Consider the following 17,768-nt stretch of genomic DNA (forward strand, 5'->3'; position numbering starts at 1 on the left):
CGGCGCGGCGACCATCGACGACAACGGCCGCGGCCTGTGGACCACGGGTCTCGGCCACGGTGACGCGGGGCACCTGGGCGACCTCGACCCGTCCCGACCCGGCCTGGAGTACTTCAAGGTCTCGGAGAGCAGCAGCCAACCGGGTTCGTGGTTCGCCGATGCCCGCACCGGTCAGCGGCTGTGGACCACGGCCTCGGGCGGGGACAACGGCCGCGGCGTGGCGGGCGACATCTACGCCGGCAGCCCCGGCGCGGAGTCGTGGTCGGCCATGGACACCACCCTCCGCAGCGCCGGCGGCGCTGCGCTGGGCCGTGAGCCGTCGTCGATCAACTTCCTGGTCTGGTGGGACGGCGACCCGACCCGCGAACTGCTCGACCAGACCAGGATCGACAAGTACGGCACCGGCGGCGACACCCGTCTGCTCACCGGTTCCGGTGTGGCGTCGAACAACGGCACCAAGGCCACGCCCGCGTTGAGCGCCGACCTGTTCGGCGACTGGCGCGAGGAGGTCGTCTGGCGGACGTCGGACAACTCCGCGCTGCGGATCTACTCCACGCCCAACCAGACCGACCGCCGCATCCCCACGTTGATGCACGACACCATGTACCGCGTCGCGATCGCGTGGCAGAACACCGCCTACAACCAGCCGCCACACCCGAGCTTCCACATCGGGAACGGCATGGCGACGCCGCCGTGGCCGGACGTCTACTACGCCCGGTGATCACGCGGTGACGTCCGGTGGCCCGCTCGGAGCTCGGGAGCGGGCCACCGGCGTTCGTGGGTGTGGGGTCGTTCGAAAGTGGGTACCTGTGCTTGCGATCGATGGGAGCACACGATGGCTAAGCACCGATTGGGCCAGTCCGACGGCGGGCAATGGGGCGGTCCCGACCTGGTGAACGGGGCCGAGGACGCGCTGGGCGGCAGGTCCGACGCCGAACAGACCGAGACCGCCGCCGAGCGTCGAGAAGACGAGTGATCAGGACGGGTCGACAGGGTCGAACGGGAGGTCGACGTCTTCGGCCACCGACCGCAGCGGTGTGACGGTCGGGTGCCCGTCGGTCAGCAGCGCGGCGTCGCTGCCCGGCGGCAGCGCGCCTTCGACGACGACGGCGGTGAGGCCGATCGTGCCGTTGTCGGTGTTCCGCACCCGGCTCCGCACCGAGCCGAACTCGGCGAGGCTCGCCCGGCGCGTCTCGCGGGTCTCGGCGCGGTTGGGCACGTTGAGGTTGAGCACCGCGCCCTGCGGCAGGGCGGCGAGCCGGTCGAACAATCCCGAAGCGACCGCGATGGCGGTGTCCCAGTGGTGGCGGACGTCCAGGTCCAGCCCCACGTCGAGGGACACCGCCATCGCGCGTGCGCCGTTGATGGCGGCGGTGAGCGCGGCGCCCACGGTGCCGGAGTGCAGGATCGCGCGGCCGATGTTCGCGCCCCGGTTCACGCCGGACAGCACGATGTCCGGCGGGTCGCCGAACGCGCCCTGGGATGCGACGAGGGCGATGAGGCCGGGGTGTGCGGCGACCGCGTAGCCGGGCACGTCCGGCAATCCGGGCAGTTCACGGCGTTCCACCTTGATCTGCCGGTCGTCCTCGGCGGCGGTCAGGCCCGCGCTGGTGCCGCTGGACTCGTAGGCGGGCGCGGCGACCACGGTCGTCCACCCGTGAGCCACCGCGCCGCGCGCTAAGGCGTTGAGCCCCGGCGAGTCGATGCCGTCGTCGTTGGTGACGAGCACCCTCATGCGTCCTCCCACGGCTTCAGCCGCACCCGCTCGACCAGTTGGCGGACCACGTCACCACTGCCGGTGCCGAGCCCATGCCGCGTCACGTTGACCGCACCCGCCGCCGCGCCGAGCTCGAGCGAGTCCTCGATGGACCCGCCCAGCGCGAGCCCGGCGGCCAACCCGGCGGTCATCGAGTCGCCGCCGCCGTGCGTGTCGACGGGGCTCAACGCGGGCACCTCCACCAGGTACAGCGTCCCGTCGATCAACGCCAGCGTCTCGTCGGCGGCACGTGACACCACGACCGCGCGGGCGCCGCAGGACGCCAGCTCCCGGCACCCCTTCACCAGGTCCGGCAGGGCGTCGGACTCGGCCAGGCCGTCCCCGACCAGCTCCTCGTGGCTGACCTTCACCACCGTCGGGCCGCCCGCGAGTGCGGCGGCGAGCCGTGCGCCGGACAGGTCCACGACGACGCGGCAGCCGTTGCCGCCGAGGTCCTTGGTGAGCCGTTCGTAGACGGAGTCGGGCACCGGCTCGTCGTGCTCGGCCGGCCCGCTGAGCACGACGACACCCGCGTTCAGCGCCTCGACCAGCGTGATCTCGTACAGGTCGTCCAACTCGTGGCGGGACAGCGGGTCGGCCGCCATCCGCACCACCTGGTCACGTCCGCCCGCACGGCGGTCGTGCACGTACCCGCCGTTGCGGGCCGCCACGTCACGGGCCTTCAACTCCACCCCGATCAGCTGGCGCAACACCTGCCCGGTCTCTCCGCCCAACGCGGCGCACAGCACCACCTCGGCGCCGAGGGACTCGATCATCCGCGACTGCCAGACTCCCTGGCCGCCCGCGTGGATGTGGATGTCCGGCGCACCGTCCAGCTCCTCGATCGTCACGGTCAACTGCGGAGACGGCGCGAACACCGCCACTCGACCCGTCATAACGGAACACTTACCCGTTCTGCCGTGATCGAATCACCACACCACGCGAGTCGAACGTTTCAGCCGTCGCGAGGTTCGAGACAGGTCAAGCCGCTGGTCCCCGAACGGACGAGGCGGCACCGCCCGCGATTCCTTATCCGAGATCCTGTTCTACGGCGGCGACCACATCCGAGGGCAGTCGATCCCGCCCGGTGTCCAGCAGCCACCGCTCCAACTCGCGATCACCCGCTTCCCTCGCCGACCCGTCCGGCAACTGCACCACCTGTCGAACCCTGGCGGGCTGTGCGCCTTCGGTCAGTTGCACCAGGAAGCCCCGATACCCGAGATTCCCCGACGGAGCCGAACCCGTGGTCGCGGCCGACTCGTCGATCCGACGTCGCAGCTCGGCCGAGTCGGCGTCCGACAGCACCCAGGTCGGATTCGGCATTCCCGAGAAGATGTCGAGCTCCACTTCGATCGGGTCGGTCACCGCCGGTTCTCCAGTCTGCCGACCATCGCACGCCGCCGACGCCACCAGCAGCGCGGCGACGATCAGCACCCTCATGCCACGTAGGCCGTGTCGTTGTTCTGGTAGAAGTAACCGCAGAAGTCGGTGTAGCCGCCACGGCAGATGTTGTTGGGCGCGTAGCCCACGCCGTTCTCCTGGTAGATCGCGTGTCCGCAGTCGTCGGTGTACTTCGCCGGGGTGCCGCCGGGCTTGTGGCCCCACCACCAGTTCGGCGCGCCGGTGACGAGCCGGTAGAAGTGGTAGTCCCGGCCGGGCCAGATGACCATGGCGATGGTCAGGGTGTTGGCCTGGCAGCCGTCGACCCAGCCGTCGGCGCGCAGGCCGTCGGTGACGTTGCCGCAGCTCATGACCGAGGCCGGTCGTCCGCCGCGCTTGCCGGGCAGGGCGTAGCGCACGCCCGCGAGGTGATTGCTGGCGAAGCAGTAGCAGTTGTTGCGGGTGACGTGCGCCGGGTCGTTGAAGTAGTGCGCGTTCGCGCTGAACAGGTTCGATCCGCAATTCCACCAGGTGCTGCCCCGGACGCCGGTATCGCCTTCGCCGCCTTCGTAGGGCTGGTCGGCGTTCTCGCCCTCGGTGGGCGGACCCGGGTCGTCGGTCGGCCGCGCGACCTCGGCGCTGGTCTGGATGAGGCTGACGCCGCGCCTCGCGATGTCTTTCAGTTCGTCGTCCACGCCGCTCTCCTCGACCGAGTCGGCGGTGCCGAGCAGCCAGTCCGCGATCGGCTCGTCGGCCGGACGGCTGCCGACGCGGAAGCTCAGCGGGAGTCCGACCCCCGATGCGAGTCGCGTGTCGGCCCACGCGCCGTCGCCCAACTTGATCATGCGGACCAGCAGGCCTCGGTAGCCGAGGCTGAACTGCTCGTCGTCGGTGGCTTCCGGGGACAACTGATCCGGGTAGGCGGTGACCCGCTCGATCAGTTCGCGTTCCTGGGCGTCGGACAGCAGCCAGGTCGGGTTCGGCATCCCCGAGAAGATGTCGAGTTCCACTTCCAGCATGGTGATTCTCCTTCCGGTGGCGGGCCGGATCGCCCGCTCCCCCCGCCGAGAGGGGGCCTCGACGGGTGGGGGAGACGGGGGTTCAGAGCAGCTCATCGGCCAAGACCCCGCCCGACCAGCCCGGAATTCCCTGTGTCATCAGCAAGTCGAGACGTCGACTCGACTGGTGCCCGGGGCCGCGTCGCCGGGCCGTTGTGGCTGTGGAATCGTGCGAGCGGCTTTGGCGAACACGTGGCCTCAGGTTGGCCTGCAAAGACGTGTCAGCCCTCTGACCTCACCGTATTGCTCCGTACGGTTCACGTTATGCCTGCGAATGGCGCGGTGCTTGCACACAACACGAACGAGTGACATGCGCTTGGCGGCTTGATAACTCGAACGAGTGAATCGGAAACGATGTTCAGCCGGTCGTCGAGCCGGGTTCCTCCTGCACCAGGGGCCATGACCTCGGTGCCTAGGAGCTCGATCGCGTTCATCGCCGGCCGGTGGGGGACTCCGGACCAGTCCATCTGCATCGCGTCCACTCGTCCCGGACACCTACCCGTTCCGCCCTGATCGAAGCCCCCGACACGCCCGGGAGTCGAACCCCTCAAAGCCGGGTGACGAGTTCCCGCGCCGTCGTCCTGCCCGCGCCGAAGGTCCCGTTCAGCCGGACGGTCATCCGAGGACGAACGGGAGTTTCGCGGCCGGTTCGCCCAGTTCGGCCTTCTCCGCGTCGGTCGGTGCACTCCGGCCGGTAGGTGACCGCGTCCCGGGTCGGTTCGGTCCCGGCGGGGGTCGCGAGGGTGATCAGGACGTCCTGGGCGTCGATGACCAGGTGACGCACCAGGTCCCGCACGAGCCGGCCGGCCGGCACAGCCGTCCAAGAGCGTGAGAACAGATCCACACCGGCAAGGTAGTGCGGTGCGGAACGGCGGACAAACTGTGTCCGGCATCACTCACCTGATTTCGTCTGCGGCGACGGGTTTTTCTCCGGCGGCAGGTCTTGATACGGAACCGAACCCGACCAAACCGAACCCGACCACCAGACCGGAGTGTCCGATGCCCACCTTCCAGACCGCGGTCGTCACCGGTGCCAGCCGCGGCTTCGGTCGCGCGGTTGCCGCCGCGCTCGCCGCCGCGGGCACCAACGTCGTCGGTATCGCCCGCGACGAGCAGGAGTTGCGCGTCGTGCGCGACGAACTCGGCGAGGGCTTCACGCCTGTCGCCGCCGATGCGACCAGCGAAGCGCTCGCGCAGGACGTGATCGGCGGATACCGTCCCGGCCTGCTCGTCCTCAACGCGGGAGCCGTGCCGCACATGGCGCCCGTGCAGGAGCAGACCTGGGAAACCTTCAGCCGTCACTGGCACGTCGACACCCGGCACGTGTTCGCCTGGACCCGGGCGGCGCTGCGGGAGCCGTTGGCGCCGGGCAGTGTGGTCGTCGCGATGTCCAGCGGAGCGGCCCTGGGCGGATCTCCGCTCAGCGGTGGATACGCCGGCGCCAAGGCCGCCATTCGGCACATCCGCGGGTACGCGGCCGACGAGTCGGAGCGAGCCGGGCTCGGCATCCGGTTCGTCACGCTGCTTCCACAGCTGACCCCGTTCGGCGGTGTCGGCTCGGTCGGGGTCGCGGGGTACGCCGCGCGCCAGGGCGTCGACCGGGCCACCTTCGTGGAAGGCCCGGAGCAGGTCGCCAAGGCCGTCGTGGAAGTCGTGGAAATCGCCGCGGACCCCGGCAGTGCTCCGGAGTACCAGGTCAGCGGCGCCGGAATGCACCCGGTCAGCTGAACCGCCGCCCACAGCGAACCCCACCGAATCCAGGAGAAGCCGTGATGCCGTCAGATGTCGAGAACGTCGATTTCGCCGCCCTGGCCGAGTCGTTCCGGACGGAGCTGCTCGCGCACTGCTACCGGATCCTCGGCTCGATCCACGACGCCGAGGACCTGGTGCAGGAGACCTACCTGCGAGCGTGGCGCGGGTTCGACCGGTTCGAGGGCCGCTCCTCGGTGCGGCGTTGGCTGTACAAGATCGCCACCATGGCCTGCCTGACCGCGTTGGAAACACGCTCCCGACGGCCACTTCCCTCGGGATTGGGCGCGCCCTCGGACGACCACAGGGTGACCGTGGCTCCCCGAGAGCCGTCGGTCGCATGGCTCCAGCCGGCACCCGACGCACTGTTCGGCACGGGCGACCCCGGTGACCCGGCGACCATCGTGGCCGGGAGAACCGGAGTGCGGCTCGCCTTCATCGCCGCACTCCAGTTCCTGCCCGCCCGGCAGCGGGCCGTGCTGACGTTGCGCGACGTGCTGGCGTTCCGGACGGTCGAGGTCGCCGAGATCCTGGACACGACGACCGCGGCCGTCGACAGCGCCCTGCGCCGCGCCCGGGCCAACCTGGCCGAGGCCGGACCGGTCGAGGACGACCTGGCCGAGCCGGACGAGGACACCCGGCGAACCCTCCTCGACGACTACGTCGACGCGTTCACCCGGGCCGACCCCGACGCGCTGGTGAACCTGCTGCGCGCCGACGTCGAGCTGGAGATGCCGCCGATCCCGACCTGGTTCACCGGCAGGCCGGCCGTCGTCGGGTTCCTGGCCAGTCGGGTCCTGCGCAAGGACCGGTGGCGGTTGGTGCCCACCCGCGCCAACGGCCAGCCGGCCGTCGTCGCCTACGGACACGTGGGCGACGGCCGGTACGAGGCGCACGGCATCGAGGTCCTGACCCTGATCGGCGCCCGGATCGCCCGCATCACGGCGTTCAACGACCGGAGCCTGGTACCGACGTTCGGTCTCGCGCCCGCGCTCGCGACCTGAACCGGGGAGCTGTCGAGTTCCGCCCCGGTCGCCTGGATCACCAGCTTCCTCAAGCCACCGGTGGCCGAGGAGACAGCGAAGTCGGCAGCGGCGGAGCCGACCCACGAGCCCGCGTGACACAACCCGGAAGACACTTCCCGCCCGGAAGGCCCCGTGGCGACAGGTCGATCGCCGTCACCGCCGTTCGCCGGGCAGGTCTAGGCGTCCTTTGTGGACAAGCGGGCGGCGGACTCGCCCTGCGTCGCGGGGTGCTCCGGTTCACGCCGGGTGAGCACCAAGGGGGCGTCCTCGGTGATGGCGACCGTGTGCTCGGAGTGGGCGGTGCGCGAGCCGTCAGCCGACCGGATGGTCCAGCCGTCGGGGTCGTAGACGATCCGGTCGGTCGTGCGGGCGAACCAGGGTTCGAGCGCGAGGGTCAGGCCCGGCCGGAGGGTGAGGCCGCGCCCTGCCTTTCCCTTGTTCGGCACGTGGGGCGCCTCGTGCATGGTGCGGCCGAGGCCGTGGCCGCCGAACTCGGTGTTGACCGGGTAGCCGTAGTCGCGGGCAACCGCCCAGATCGCCGCCGAGATGTCACCCAGGCGGTTGCCCGGACGTGCCACCTCGATCGCCGCCTCCAGCGCCTCCTCGGTGGCGCGGATGATCCGCAGGTCCTCCTCGGCGGCGGTCCCGACGACGATCGTGCGCGCCGAGTCGGCCACCCAGCCGTCGATGCCGACCGCGAGGTCGGCGCTGAGCACGTCGCCGTCGCGCAGGGTGTAGTCGTGGGGCAGGCCGTGCAGGACGGCGTCGTTGACCGACAGGCAGATGACGTTGCGGAACGGGCCGTCCCCGAAGGACGGCGCGTAGTCCCAGTAGCACGACTCCGCACCGCGCCGTTCGATCATGCCGCGCACGTGGTGTTCCAGGTCCAGGAGGTTGACGCCGACGTCGGCGAGCCTGCCGACCTCGGAGAGCACCTCGGCGACGAAACGCCCGGTCACGTGCATGCGCTGGATCTCCGCAGGCGTCTTCAGCTCGATCACGAGTACCTCGCGTACAGGGAGTGTCGGTATAGTAATACCGTGACGCTAGCACTTGCCGGTATAGGAATACCAGTCGTACCCTGAGGCCATGGTCCGCCCACCGCTCACACCCGAACAGATCGAAGCCGGCAGGCGCCTCGGCGCCCTGCTGCGTGACGTGAGGGCGGGGCGCGACCTCGCGGAAGTCGCGCACGCGGCCGGCATCTCACCGGAAACCCTGCGCAAGATCGAGACCGGACGACTGCCGTCCCCCGGATTCGGCACGATCGTCTGCCTCGGCGAGGCGCTCAACGTGCCGGTGCAGGAGTTGGCCGCCACCTGGCGCGGCAGCGACCTACCGCTGGAAGCCGTCTCATAACCGCCGTCGCTCGTCGCCGCGAGAGTCGAACGCTCAGACCGCGAGAGTCGAACGCTCAGGTCCGGTGAGTTCTACGTTCGCGTCCGGACGCGGGACTCCTGAGCGTTGAATTCGGGGTACCTGAGCGTTCGACTCTCGGGGCCCGGAGGTTCGACTCTCGCGGTCGTCAGGGGGTCGGCAGGCGGGTTTCGCCCAGCCAGGAGCGGAAGAACGCGGTCAGGGGCTCGGGGGTGCGGCGCTGGGCCAGCGCCACGAAGTCCGAGGTGGTGGCGGTGCCGTGCCGGTGGATGTCGGTCCACTCGCGGAGCGTGGCGAAGAAGTCCGCGTCACCGAGGCGCGTCCGCAAGCCGTGCAACGTCAGCGCGCCCCGCTTGTACACCCGGTCGTCGAACAGGTTCGCCACGCCGGGGTCGCCGATCCGGAGGTCCTGCGGTGACCGGGCCAGGCGTGCGTGTGCGCGTGACGCGTGCACGGCGGCAGCCGGCCCACCGGAACGCTCCGACCACAGCCACTCCGCGTAACAGGCGAAACCCTCGTTGAGCCAGATGTCGCGCCAGTCGGCCAGGCCGACGCTGTTGCCGAACCACTGGTGCGCCAGCTCGTGCGCGACCAACCGCTCGTGCCCGCGCAGCCCGTCCACGTGGTTCGCACCGAACACCGACATGCCCTGCGCCTCCACCGGCACCTCGAGCTCGTCGTCGGTCACCACGACCTGGTAAGCCCGGAACGGGTACGGCCCGAACAGCTCCTCGAACACCCGCATCATCTGCGGCTGGCGCGCGAAGTCGTGCCGGGCGGCACGCACCAGCCGGGCGGGCGCGGCCACGTCCTGACCGATGGCCAGCGGCAGCCGCTCGTACTGGCCGATCTGCACCGACGCCAGGTAACTCGCCATCGGCTCGGCCTGCTCGTAGACCCACGTCGTGCTGCTGCCACCGGCACGGCGGTCGACCAGCACCCCGTTCGCCAGCACCGTGTACGGCGACGGCGCGGTCACCGAGATCCGGTAGGTCGCCTTGTCCCGCACCAGGTCGTTGCACGGGAACCAGGACGGCGCGCCGATCGGCTGGCTCGCCACCAGCGCCCCGTCGGCCAGCTGGTCCCAGCCCAACTCGCCCCAGTGCCGGGTCCGGATCGGCCGCGCCACACCCGAATACCGCACCTCCACGGTGAACGGTCCGTCCACCGCACGCGCCGGCCGGACCCGCAGCTTGCCACCACCCTGCGTGTGACGGGCGGGCTTGCCGCCCACCAGCACCCGGTTCACGGTCAGCGCACCGAAGTCCAGCACCACCCGCGCGCACGGCGCCAAGGCGACGGCGGACAGCGTCGCCCGCCCGGCCAGCCGACCGGTGTGCGGCTTGTAGTCCAGGTCGAGGTCGTAGTGCGCGACCCGGTAACCGCCGTCGCCGTGGTCGGGGAGGTACCGGCCGGTCATCGCCAGGCGGAGATCGGGTTGCCCAGCCAACGCGTGCCCGTCGGCACGTGCTCGCCGCGCATCACCAACGACGCCGGGCCGACCGTCGCGTGCGCGCCGACCGTCGCACCCGGCAGCACGATCCCGTGCGGGCCGAGCGTGGCCCCGTCCGCCAACTCCACCTGGTCCATGCGCAGGATCCGATCATGGAACAGGTGGGTCTGCACCACGCACCCCCGGTTCACCGTCGCACCGTCACCCAGCCGCACCAGATCCGACTCCGGGAACCAGTACGACTCGATCCACGTGCCGCGCCCGATCCGCGCGCCCAACGACCGCAGCCACCACGCCATCACCGGCGACCCACCGGCCGAACCGACCAGCCACGGCACCGCCAACACCTCGACGAACGTGTCCGCCAGCTCGTTGCGCCACACGAACCCGCTCCACAACGGGTGCTCCCGCGCCCGGAACCGGCCCACCAGCAGCCACTTCGCCAACGCCGACACCGCGCACGCCAGCACACCCGCCGCGAGCAGCACCAGGCCCGCCAACAGCGGCCCTGCCCACAGTGACATGACAGCGCGCAGCGCGAACACCACGCCGACGACCAGCGCGACGTGGCACATCACCGGCACGATCCGGCACAGCTCGACCAGCGCCCGCGCCACGACCAGCCGCCGAGGCGGGTCGAACGTCCGGCTCTGGTCGCCCTGCTCGGCCGCACGCGGCAGCTTCATCGGCGGCATGCCCAGGTACGAACTGCCCGCCTTGGCCCGCTTCGGCGTCGCGGACAGCACACCCACCAGACCCCGGTTCGGCACCGAACGGCCCGGCGCGGTCATCCCCGAGTTGCCCAGGAACGCCCGCTTGCCGACCCGTGCGGCGGCGATGCGCAGCCAGCCACCGCCCAACTCGTAGGACGCGACCATGGTGTCGTCCGCGAGGAACGCCCCGTCACCGATCGTGGTCATCTTCGGCAGCGCGAGCACCGTCGACGCCTCGACCCGGCGGCCGACCTTCATCCCGAGCGCACGCAGCCACACCGGCGTCAACAGGCTCGCGTACAGCGGGAACAAGGCGACCCGAGCGATGTTCATCAGCCGTTCCGTGGTCCACGCCTGCCACGCGATCCGGCTGTGGATCGGATAGGTCCCCGCCCGCAGCCCGATACCGAGCAGCCGCACCGAGACCAGCACCAGCAGCGCGTACGCGCCCATCCACGCCACCGTCGCCAACGGCACCGCGAGCAACGCCGACCCCAGCGTCAACGGCTCGCGCACCACGATCAGCACCGCGGGCACGGCCGCCGCCACCGGCAGCAGACCCAACGCGGACGTCGTCACCCCGTAGACCAGCTTCCACCACAACGACCGCGGCGGACGCGGACCGGGACGACCCGCCTTGCCGTCACGCGTCGCCGGCACACCCGCCCACCGCTGCCCGGTCGGCACCGAACCGGTGACACCCGAACCGGGCGCGACCTCGGCCCGCTTGCCGATCCGCGCGCCGGGGAACAGCGTGCTGCGCGCGCCGACCACCGCGCCCGCGCCGACCCGGATGCGGCCGACGTGCAGCAGGTCGCCGTCCACCCAGTGCCCGGACAGGTCCACCTCGGGCTCGATCGCACTGCCCTTGCCGAGCTTGAGCATCCCGGTCACCGGCGGCGCCGAGTGCAGGTCGACGTCCGGCCCGATCTTCGCGCCGAGCGCACGGGCGTAGTGGGTGAGCCAGGACCCGGCCAGGTTCGTCGCGCCGCTGAACTCGGCGAGCCGTTCGGCGGTCCACAACCGCAAGTGCACGCCGCCGCCACGCGGATAGGTGCCGGGACGCAGACCGCGCAGCAGCAACCGCGCGCCGCCCGCCGCGATGACGACCTTGCCGGGCGGGCTGACGAACGCCAGCCAACCGGCCGCGATCCACCACCACGACACCGGCGTCGTGAAACCGACGACGTTGCCGACCGCGGCCAGCGCGACCGACCAGCGCAGACCGACCAGGCTCATCAACGGGACCAGCAGCAACGACTGGATCACGCCGGTACGCCGCGGCGTCGGCACGACCTCGCGCGCCGCACCGTGATGTCCGCTCGACTCGTCCAGCCGCGCGGCCAACGCCCGCAACGTCGGGTGCTGGTAGATGTCGTTGACCGAACCACCGGGGTAGCGGGTCCGGATCGTCGACACGAGTTGCGCCGCGGCGAGGCTGCCGCCGCCGTGGGCGAAGAAGTCGGCGTCGGGGCTGCCCACCCGCGAACCCAGCAACTCCGACCACTGCTCGGCCAACCACGCCTCGGTGTCGGTCATCTCCTGCACCGGCACACCCGTGTCCAGCGACGGCAGCGGCCACGGCAACGCCGCCCGGTCCACCTTGCCGGACGTGCGCGTGGGCAACGTCTCCACCACCGCGAGCAGCGGCACGAGAGCGGCGGGCAGCGCCGTCCGCAACCGGGCCAACGCGTCGGCCTGGTCGAAGCCCTCGCCCGCGACCACGTACCCGACCAGGACCTGGTTGCCGCCCTTGGTGGTGCGCACCGCGGCGGCCGCGCCCGCGACGGTGGGCAGCGCCTGCAGCGCCGCGTCCACCTCGCCCAGCTCGATCCGCCGTCCACCCAACTTGACCTGCTCGTCCGCCCGGCCCAGGAACAGCAGGCCCTCGGGCTCGGCGCGGACCAGGTCACCGCTGCGGTAGGCGCGGTCCCAGCCCAACGCGAGCAGCGGCGCGAACTTCTCCGCGTCCTTGACCGGATCGAGGTAGCGGGCCAGGCCGACGCCACCGATCACCAGCTCACCGGAACCGCCCATCGGCACCGGCGCGCCGGTCGCGTCGACCACGGCCAGCTCCCAGCCGTCCAACGGCAGCCCGATGCGCACCGGACCGTCACCGGTCAGACGTGCCGCGCACGCCACGACGGTGGCCTCGGTCGGACCGTACGTGTTCCACACCTCGCGGCCGTCCACGGCCAGCCGTTCGGCCAACTCGGGCGGGCACGCCTCGCCGCCGAAGATCAGCAGCCGGACGTCGTCCAGCGCGTCCACCGGCCACAGCGCGGCCAGCGTCGGCACCGTGGACACCACCGTCACCTCGCGTTCGACCAGCCACGGGCCGAGGTCGAAACCGGTGCGCACCAACGCTCGCGGCGCGGGCACCAGGCAGGCGCCGTTGCGCCAGGCGAGCCACATCTCCTCGCACGAGGCGTCGAAGGCGACGGACAGGCCCGCGAGGACGCGGTCGTCCGGACCGATCGGGTCGTCCGGCAGGAACAGCCGGGCCTCGGCGTCCACGAACGCGGCGGCGGCCCGGTGCGAGACCGCGACACCCTTGGGCTTGCCGGTCGAGCCGGACGTGAAGATGATCCACGCGTCGTCGTCCGGGCCGGGGGTGCCCAGCAGACCCATGGGCGTGCCACGCATTTCCAGCGTTTCGCCGATGACACCGCACACGTCGGCTTCGGTGAAGACGAGGTCGGCACGCTCGTCCGGGTCGTCGGCGTCCACCGGCACGTACGCAGCGCCGGCGGCGAGAACGGACAGCACCGCCACGTACAGCTCGACGGTCCCGGACGGAACGCGGATACCGACCCGATCGCCGACACCGATACCGGCCTCGGCCAGCACACGACTCCGCGCGCCGACGAGATCCAGGAGTTCGCGGTAGGTCAACGAGGTCGTGCCGTCGTCCAACGCGGGGGAGTGGGGGTGCAGGCGTGCCGTGTCGGCCAGCACGTCGACCAGCGTGCGTTCGGGCGCGGCGGCACCGGCGCGGAACAGCGCCGGCGTCTCGATCAAGGTGGGGAAAGCGGTGTAGGGGGCGATGGTCACCGGCGGGCACCGATGGAACGCAGACGCACTGTGAAGTCCTCCGAGGGGGTGTGGCTCGCTGCTCCGCACCCGGTCGGGGACCGGCCAAGCAGCCTGCGGCGATCGCAACCGTGAAACCGCCGACGTGCGACTTTACCTGTGATTCACCCGCCCGTCGCCCCACCGTGACCCCAAGTGTGTGGCGTCACACGGCGTCAGACGCCCGTCTACACGCCTGTCCCCCCTTCCACGACGAGCACCCCCGCACCCGCAATCCCCCCGACTCCCTTAACTTCCTTAACCCTGAACACATCCAGCCACACAGCCGGCCAGAATCCCGCACCTCCACTAGACTTCAAGCCGCCCCAACACAACCACCGATCTCCGTTGACAGCTCAAGATCGCCTGATCGAGCGAAGCGAACGTCAATGGAAGATCTGCGGAAACTTTTCCGGCGCCTCCAGCGTTGCCGGGAAAGAAGGAGGCGGCGCGGCACTCGGCCCAACGGCTCGCCCCGAGAGGGGATCCGATCCGCAGGGCTCGACTCCAAGACAGGGCTCGACTCCAAGACGCCAAGCCAAGGCCCGAATGGTCGTGGAAGGGAACAGGCGTCTGGCCGGCGATCGCGCCGACGCCGCCAGCCCCTGCGGATACGACGCCTGTGTCGGCGGTGCGGTGCCGGGCTGACCGCCTCGACGCCCGGTCGCGCCGACGCCCGCGATGGTCGCGGCGCGTTCGCAGTCCGGGGTGGACGGTTTTGGGCGGCGGCGTCCAGGTTGATGGCCACGAACTCGGCCTGGGCGGCGCTGGGGTGAAGCCGAGAACCATGTCGCCCACGGCGAACGCCGTCCTGTCCGCGCCGACCTCGACCACGGTGCCGGAGAAATCGTTGCCTGACCCTCCACGAACGTCGCGGGCCGGCGGTCGGCGAAGACGTCCTCGCGGGTGGTGGTCTCGTGGGGTTCGGCGCCGCCGCTACGACCTCGACCGCGACTTGGCGGGGGCCTGCGGTCGGGCGTTCGGCGTCCACGACCTCCGGTACCTCGGGCGGTCCCTCGGGGCCGCCGTGCCTGCAGAACCTGTCACTCGCCGCCGACGTTCACTCGCCGCCGACGTCCGTCGAGCCGAGTTCCTTGCGCACCAAAGGCATGACCTCGGTGCCGAGCAGTTCGATCGCCTCCATCACCAACCGGTGCGGTACGCCGGACCAGTCCATCTGCATCGCGTAACGGTCGGCGTTGACGAGCCTGCCCACCGAGATCATCCGCTCGGCGACCTCCTCGGGACTGCCCGCGAAGATCGACCGCGCACCCCGCGTCCACTCGTCGTACTCGGCACGCGACGGCACCGCCCACCCGCGCGCCCGCGCCCCGTACTTCATCGTCTCCAGCCAGTACGGGTAGAAAGCGTCCTTGGCGTCCTGCGACCGCCGCGCGATCAGCCCGATAGCGCTCATCGTCACGTTCAGGTCCGCAGGCGCCTGCCCACCCGCCTCACCCGCACGCCGGTACAGGTCGACCAGCGGCGCGAAGCGCTCCGGCTCACCACCGATGATCGCGTACACGACCGGCAGGCCGAGGAGCCCGGCGCGGATCGACGACTCCGGGTTCCCGCCGGTCCCGACGGAAATGCGCAGCCGTGGGCCGTACGGACGCGGGTAGACGTGCGCGTTCTCCAGCGGCGCGCGGAACTTGCCGGACCACGTGATCGGGTCCTCGCGGTCCAGTCGCAGCAGCAGCGCCAGCTTCTCCTCGAACAGCTCGTCGTAGTCCTCCAGGCCCGCCCCGAACAGCGGGAACGACTCGGTGAACGACCCGCGCCCGGCCAGCAGCTCGGCGCGTCCCCGGCTGAGCTGGTCGAGGGTGGTGAACTGCTGGTACACCCGCACCGGGTCCTCGGTGCTGAGCACGGTCACCGCACTGCTCAACGTGATCCGCGAGGTGATGCTCGCGGCGGCGGCCAGTACCGTGCCGGGGTTGGAGATCGCGTACTGCGGCAGGTGGTGCTCACCCAGGCCGTAGAAGCCCAGGCCGAGCTCGTCGGCCAGCTTGATCCGCTCCAGCGTCTGCGCCAGCTTGTCGGCGACCGGGACCTGCTCGCCCGTCACGGGGTCGGGGTGGCGGTCTCCGAAGCTGTAGACGCCGAGCTGCATTCCGTTTGTGGACACATCAACAATCTAAACCAACAATTGATGACACGTCAACATCTTGCTAGCTTGGGTGCATGGAGCAACCCCGATGGCTGGACGAGCGGGAGGCTCGGGTGTGGCAGGCCTACCTCGCGGTGAACCGCGAGCTGCACAGCGCGTTGGAACGGCAGCTGGTGCGCGACTCGGGGTTGTCCAACGCCGACTACGCCCTGCTGGCGCCCCTTTCGGAAGCGGCGGACGGGGTCGTGCGCTCCCGTGAGCTCGGCGCGCTGGTCGGCTGGGAGCGCAGCAGGCTGTCCCACCAGATCGGGCGGATGGAGAAGCGGGGCCTGGTCGCGCGCGAGGAGTGCGTGGAGGACGCGCGCGGCTCGATGGTGCGGCTCACGCCCACCGGACGTGCCGCGATCGAGTCCGCCGCGCCCGCGCACGTGGAGACCGTCCGGCGGTACGTGTTCGACGCGCTGTCGGCCGACGAGGTCGAGGTGCTGGACCGGGTGTTCCGCCGCGTGCTGGACCGGATCGCCGACGGCGGCTGACCCGCAAGAAGCACAAGAACCGAGGGTAAAGGGGGCGGGGGTTCAAATCCTGTCGTCCCGACGGTCTGCGACAAGGATTTGGACCGGCTCCCCGCTGTCGTCGACCCCGGGGCCAGGCGCCGGACACGGATGGCGCGGCCCTGTGCCACCGGGAGTCCCCGCACAGCGGCACACCGCCGAACGGTCGTCGGTGAACGCTGTCCCAGTGCGCTAGCCCGTTGACTTCCCTCGTTGACTTCCCTCGTTGACTTCCCTCGTTGACTCCAAGTGCCGGATCATGTGATTACCGCCGACGCCATGGCCGAGGGACGGCGCGGTCGGCGCCTGGTTTCGTTATTCGGTGCCGACGTGCTGCTGGTGGCATTGTCCGCCGGGCTGACCGCACTGGACTGGACCTGCGTGTCCGGCGATGCGACGAATCCGATGCCTGCCGACGCGGCTGTGGTACTGGTCGACAATCACGCATTGTCCGATCGAAATGTCATTGTCGAACTCGCGGTGCGACCCATCCCGATCGTTGCGATTGGTTCCGTTCGCCGTCCACTGTCGATGATCGCGGCCGTCCGGGCCGGGGCCACGGATGTGGTCGATGCCGATCTGCCGTTCATCGACCTGTTGGAGGCGGTCATGCGGGGACTTGTGCAGCGACCGCCGGTGTCCGCCGGCGGCGCGGCGCGACGCCGGCGACTGCTCGACGCCCTGCTCGACCGACATCGGGACGAACAGTTGCTCGGCCGTCTGACGCCCAGGGAACAACAGGTGCTGCGGGCACTGGCCGTAGGTCGGTCGGCCGGCGAGATCGCCGGCGAAGAGCGGCTGAGCGTGGCGACCGTTCGCAGTCACGTCCAGGCCGTGTTGCGGAAATTAGAGGTGTCCTCGCAACTCGCGGCGGTGGCAATCGGTCGGCGTGGCTGGCGGGACCTGGGCGTGGTCGACCAACAGGTGGAAGCCGTTCGCGGTCGTCCGTCACCTCATCAGTTTTGATGATGCCCGACCGACGTTGCCGGTAACACACTGGTCCTCGAAATGCCGGCCGGTCGGGGCCGCACTCGACATCAGGAGGAAAGATGACGTGGCGCATGCTGGACGTTGTCGGAACCGTGATCGGCAATTTACCGGGGGTGGAGGTATTCGAGAGGCACCACGGGAGATTCGTCCCGGTCGACGATTGGGAGTGGTCCGACCGGCCCCACCGGCACTACGAGGTGGCCGTGGTGCCCGGGAGAGGATCGTACTGGGTGGCCGCGTCCACTCATCCGCCGCGGTTCTGGGGCCGCGAGGTGAAGCGGATCGTCGGTGACCCGCGGAACGGGGTGGTGAATCCGGTAAACCCGACCGGCACGGAGTTCCGCCGGTCGGCGACGTACATCTGGATTCCCCTCGATTCGGAACCCAGGCATTTCCAGGAGACCGGTACTACATTCCGAGATCTTGAACCGGGTCGGCTGACGGCGCGTATCCCGTGTCATGGTCGAGAGCGTGACTGTTCAGGACATCGCCGGCTGGGATGCTGACCTTCAAGCCCTCACCGAGGGCTTG

Annotated in this window: 15 protein-coding genes and 1 pseudogene; 7 read left to right on the forward strand and 9 right to left on the reverse strand. The window is 70.4% G+C overall.

Annotation, left to right across the window (positions count from 1 at the left end; translation table 11 throughout):
• Together FM051_RS47595 and FM051_RS47600 are read left to right on the forward strand one after the other, a co-directional pair.
• Positions 1 to 721: rhamnogalacturonan lyase family protein (locus tag FM051_RS47595; protein ID WP_476655329.1), on the forward strand; the 721-nt coding region annotated here is incomplete at its 5' end.
• Positions 722 to 835: 114 nt separating this feature from the next.
• The gene (locus FM051_RS47600; RefSeq protein ID WP_158854285.1) at positions 836 to 976 is read left to right on the forward strand and encodes a hypothetical protein; all 141 of its coding nucleotides are present in this window, start codon (positions 836 to 838) and stop codon (positions 974 to 976) included.
• Here FM051_RS47600 and surE read toward each other — a convergent pair whose 3' ends face one another.
• The 5 genes and pseudogenes from surE to FM051_RS47625 all read right to left on the reverse strand — a co-directional run.
• A complete protein-coding gene (surE, locus tag FM051_RS47605) occupies positions 977 to 1,735 on the reverse strand; it encodes a 5'/3'-nucleotidase SurE (RefSeq protein WP_158854287.1) in 759 nt (252 codons plus the stop codon).
• Positions 1,732 to 2,652 (reverse strand): PfkB family carbohydrate kinase, encoded by a 921-nt coding sequence (locus FM051_RS47610; protein ID WP_202919466.1) that lies wholly within the window; start codon positions 2,650 to 2,652, stop codon positions 1,732 to 1,734. The genes surE and FM051_RS47610 overlap by 4 nt, the downstream gene beginning before the upstream one ends.
• A 133-nt stretch (positions 2,653 to 2,785) precedes the next feature.
• Positions 2,786 to 3,196 carry a hypothetical protein gene (locus tag FM051_RS47615; protein ID WP_238413206.1) on the reverse strand — a complete coding sequence of 137 codons (411 nt, stop codon included), beginning with the start codon at positions 3,194 to 3,196 and terminating at the stop codon, positions 2,786 to 2,788.
• Positions 3,193 to 4,155 carry a hypothetical protein gene (locus FM051_RS47620; RefSeq protein ID WP_158854289.1) on the reverse strand — a complete coding sequence of 321 codons (963 nt, stop codon included), beginning with the start codon at positions 4,153 to 4,155 and terminating at the stop codon, positions 3,193 to 3,195. The genes FM051_RS47615 and FM051_RS47620 overlap by 4 nt, the downstream gene beginning before the upstream one ends.
• Positions 4,156 to 4,888: 733 nt before the next feature.
• Positions 4,889 to 5,038 (reverse strand): annotated as a pseudogene (locus FM051_RS47625) (maleylpyruvate isomerase N-terminal domain-containing protein); the annotation flags it as partial.
• Between the two features lie 155 nt (positions 5,039 to 5,193).
• On the opposite strand from FM051_RS47625, the gene FM051_RS47630 reads away from it, so the two are divergent.
• Positions 5,194 to 5,922 carry an SDR family oxidoreductase gene (locus tag FM051_RS47630; RefSeq protein WP_158854291.1) on the forward strand — a complete coding sequence of 243 codons (729 nt, stop codon included), beginning with the start codon at positions 5,194 to 5,196 and terminating at the stop codon, positions 5,920 to 5,922.
• Positions 5,923 to 5,966: 44 nt separating this feature from the next.
• On the forward strand, positions 5,967 to 6,947 hold the full coding sequence (locus FM051_RS47635; RefSeq protein ID WP_158854293.1) for a sigma-70 family RNA polymerase sigma factor: 981 nt from the start codon (positions 5,967 to 5,969) through the stop codon (positions 6,945 to 6,947).
• A gap of 197 nt (positions 6,948 to 7,144) precedes the next feature.
• Here FM051_RS47635 and map read toward each other — a convergent pair whose 3' ends face one another.
• Entirely contained in the window at positions 7,145 to 7,969 is an 825-nt protein-coding gene (map, locus tag FM051_RS47640) for a type I methionyl aminopeptidase (RefSeq protein WP_158854295.1), read from the reverse strand.
• 88 nt (positions 7,970 to 8,057) lie between these two features.
• Between map and FM051_RS47645 the strand changes: the two genes are divergently transcribed.
• Entirely contained in the window at positions 8,058 to 8,327 is a 270-nt protein-coding gene (locus tag FM051_RS47645) for a helix-turn-helix domain-containing protein (protein ID WP_158854297.1), read from the forward strand.
• A gap of 166 nt (positions 8,328 to 8,493) precedes the next feature.
• Here FM051_RS47645 and FM051_RS47650 read toward each other — a convergent pair whose 3' ends face one another.
• The 3 genes from FM051_RS47650 to FM051_RS47660 form a co-directional block, all read right to left on the reverse strand.
• Positions 8,494 to 9,765, reverse strand: coding sequence for a M1 family metallopeptidase (locus FM051_RS47650; protein WP_158854309.1), 1,272 nt, complete (start codon positions 9,763 to 9,765; stop codon positions 8,494 to 8,496).
• Positions 9,762 to 13,565, reverse strand: coding sequence for a Pls/PosA family non-ribosomal peptide synthetase (locus FM051_RS47655; protein ID WP_158854299.1), 3,804 nt, complete (start codon positions 13,563 to 13,565; stop codon positions 9,762 to 9,764). The genes FM051_RS47650 and FM051_RS47655 overlap by 4 nt, the downstream gene beginning before the upstream one ends.
• 1,078 nt (positions 13,566 to 14,643) lie before the next feature.
• Positions 14,644 to 15,696, reverse strand: coding sequence for an LLM class flavin-dependent oxidoreductase (locus FM051_RS47660; RefSeq protein ID WP_158854311.1), 1,053 nt, complete (start codon positions 15,694 to 15,696; stop codon positions 14,644 to 14,646).
• 71 nt (positions 15,697 to 15,767) lie between these two features.
• Here FM051_RS47660 and FM051_RS47665 point away from each other — a divergent pair, with 71 nt between their 5' ends.
• Together FM051_RS47665 and FM051_RS47670 are read left to right on the forward strand one after the other, a co-directional pair.
• A complete protein-coding gene (locus tag FM051_RS47665) occupies positions 15,768 to 16,229 on the forward strand; it encodes a MarR family winged helix-turn-helix transcriptional regulator (protein WP_158854301.1) in 462 nt (153 codons plus the stop codon).
• A gap of 297 nt (positions 16,230 to 16,526) precedes the next feature.
• Positions 16,527 to 17,213: a response regulator transcription factor gene (locus tag FM051_RS47670; RefSeq protein WP_158854303.1), complete on the forward strand. Its 687-nt coding sequence runs from the start codon at positions 16,527 to 16,529 to the stop codon at positions 17,211 to 17,213.
• Positions 17,214 to 17,768 lie beyond the last annotated feature (555 nt).

It is taken from the genome of Saccharothrix deserti, from assembly GCF_009769385.1.
GTDB lineage: Bacteria > Actinomycetota > Actinomycetes > Mycobacteriales > Pseudonocardiaceae > Actinosynnema > Actinosynnema deserti.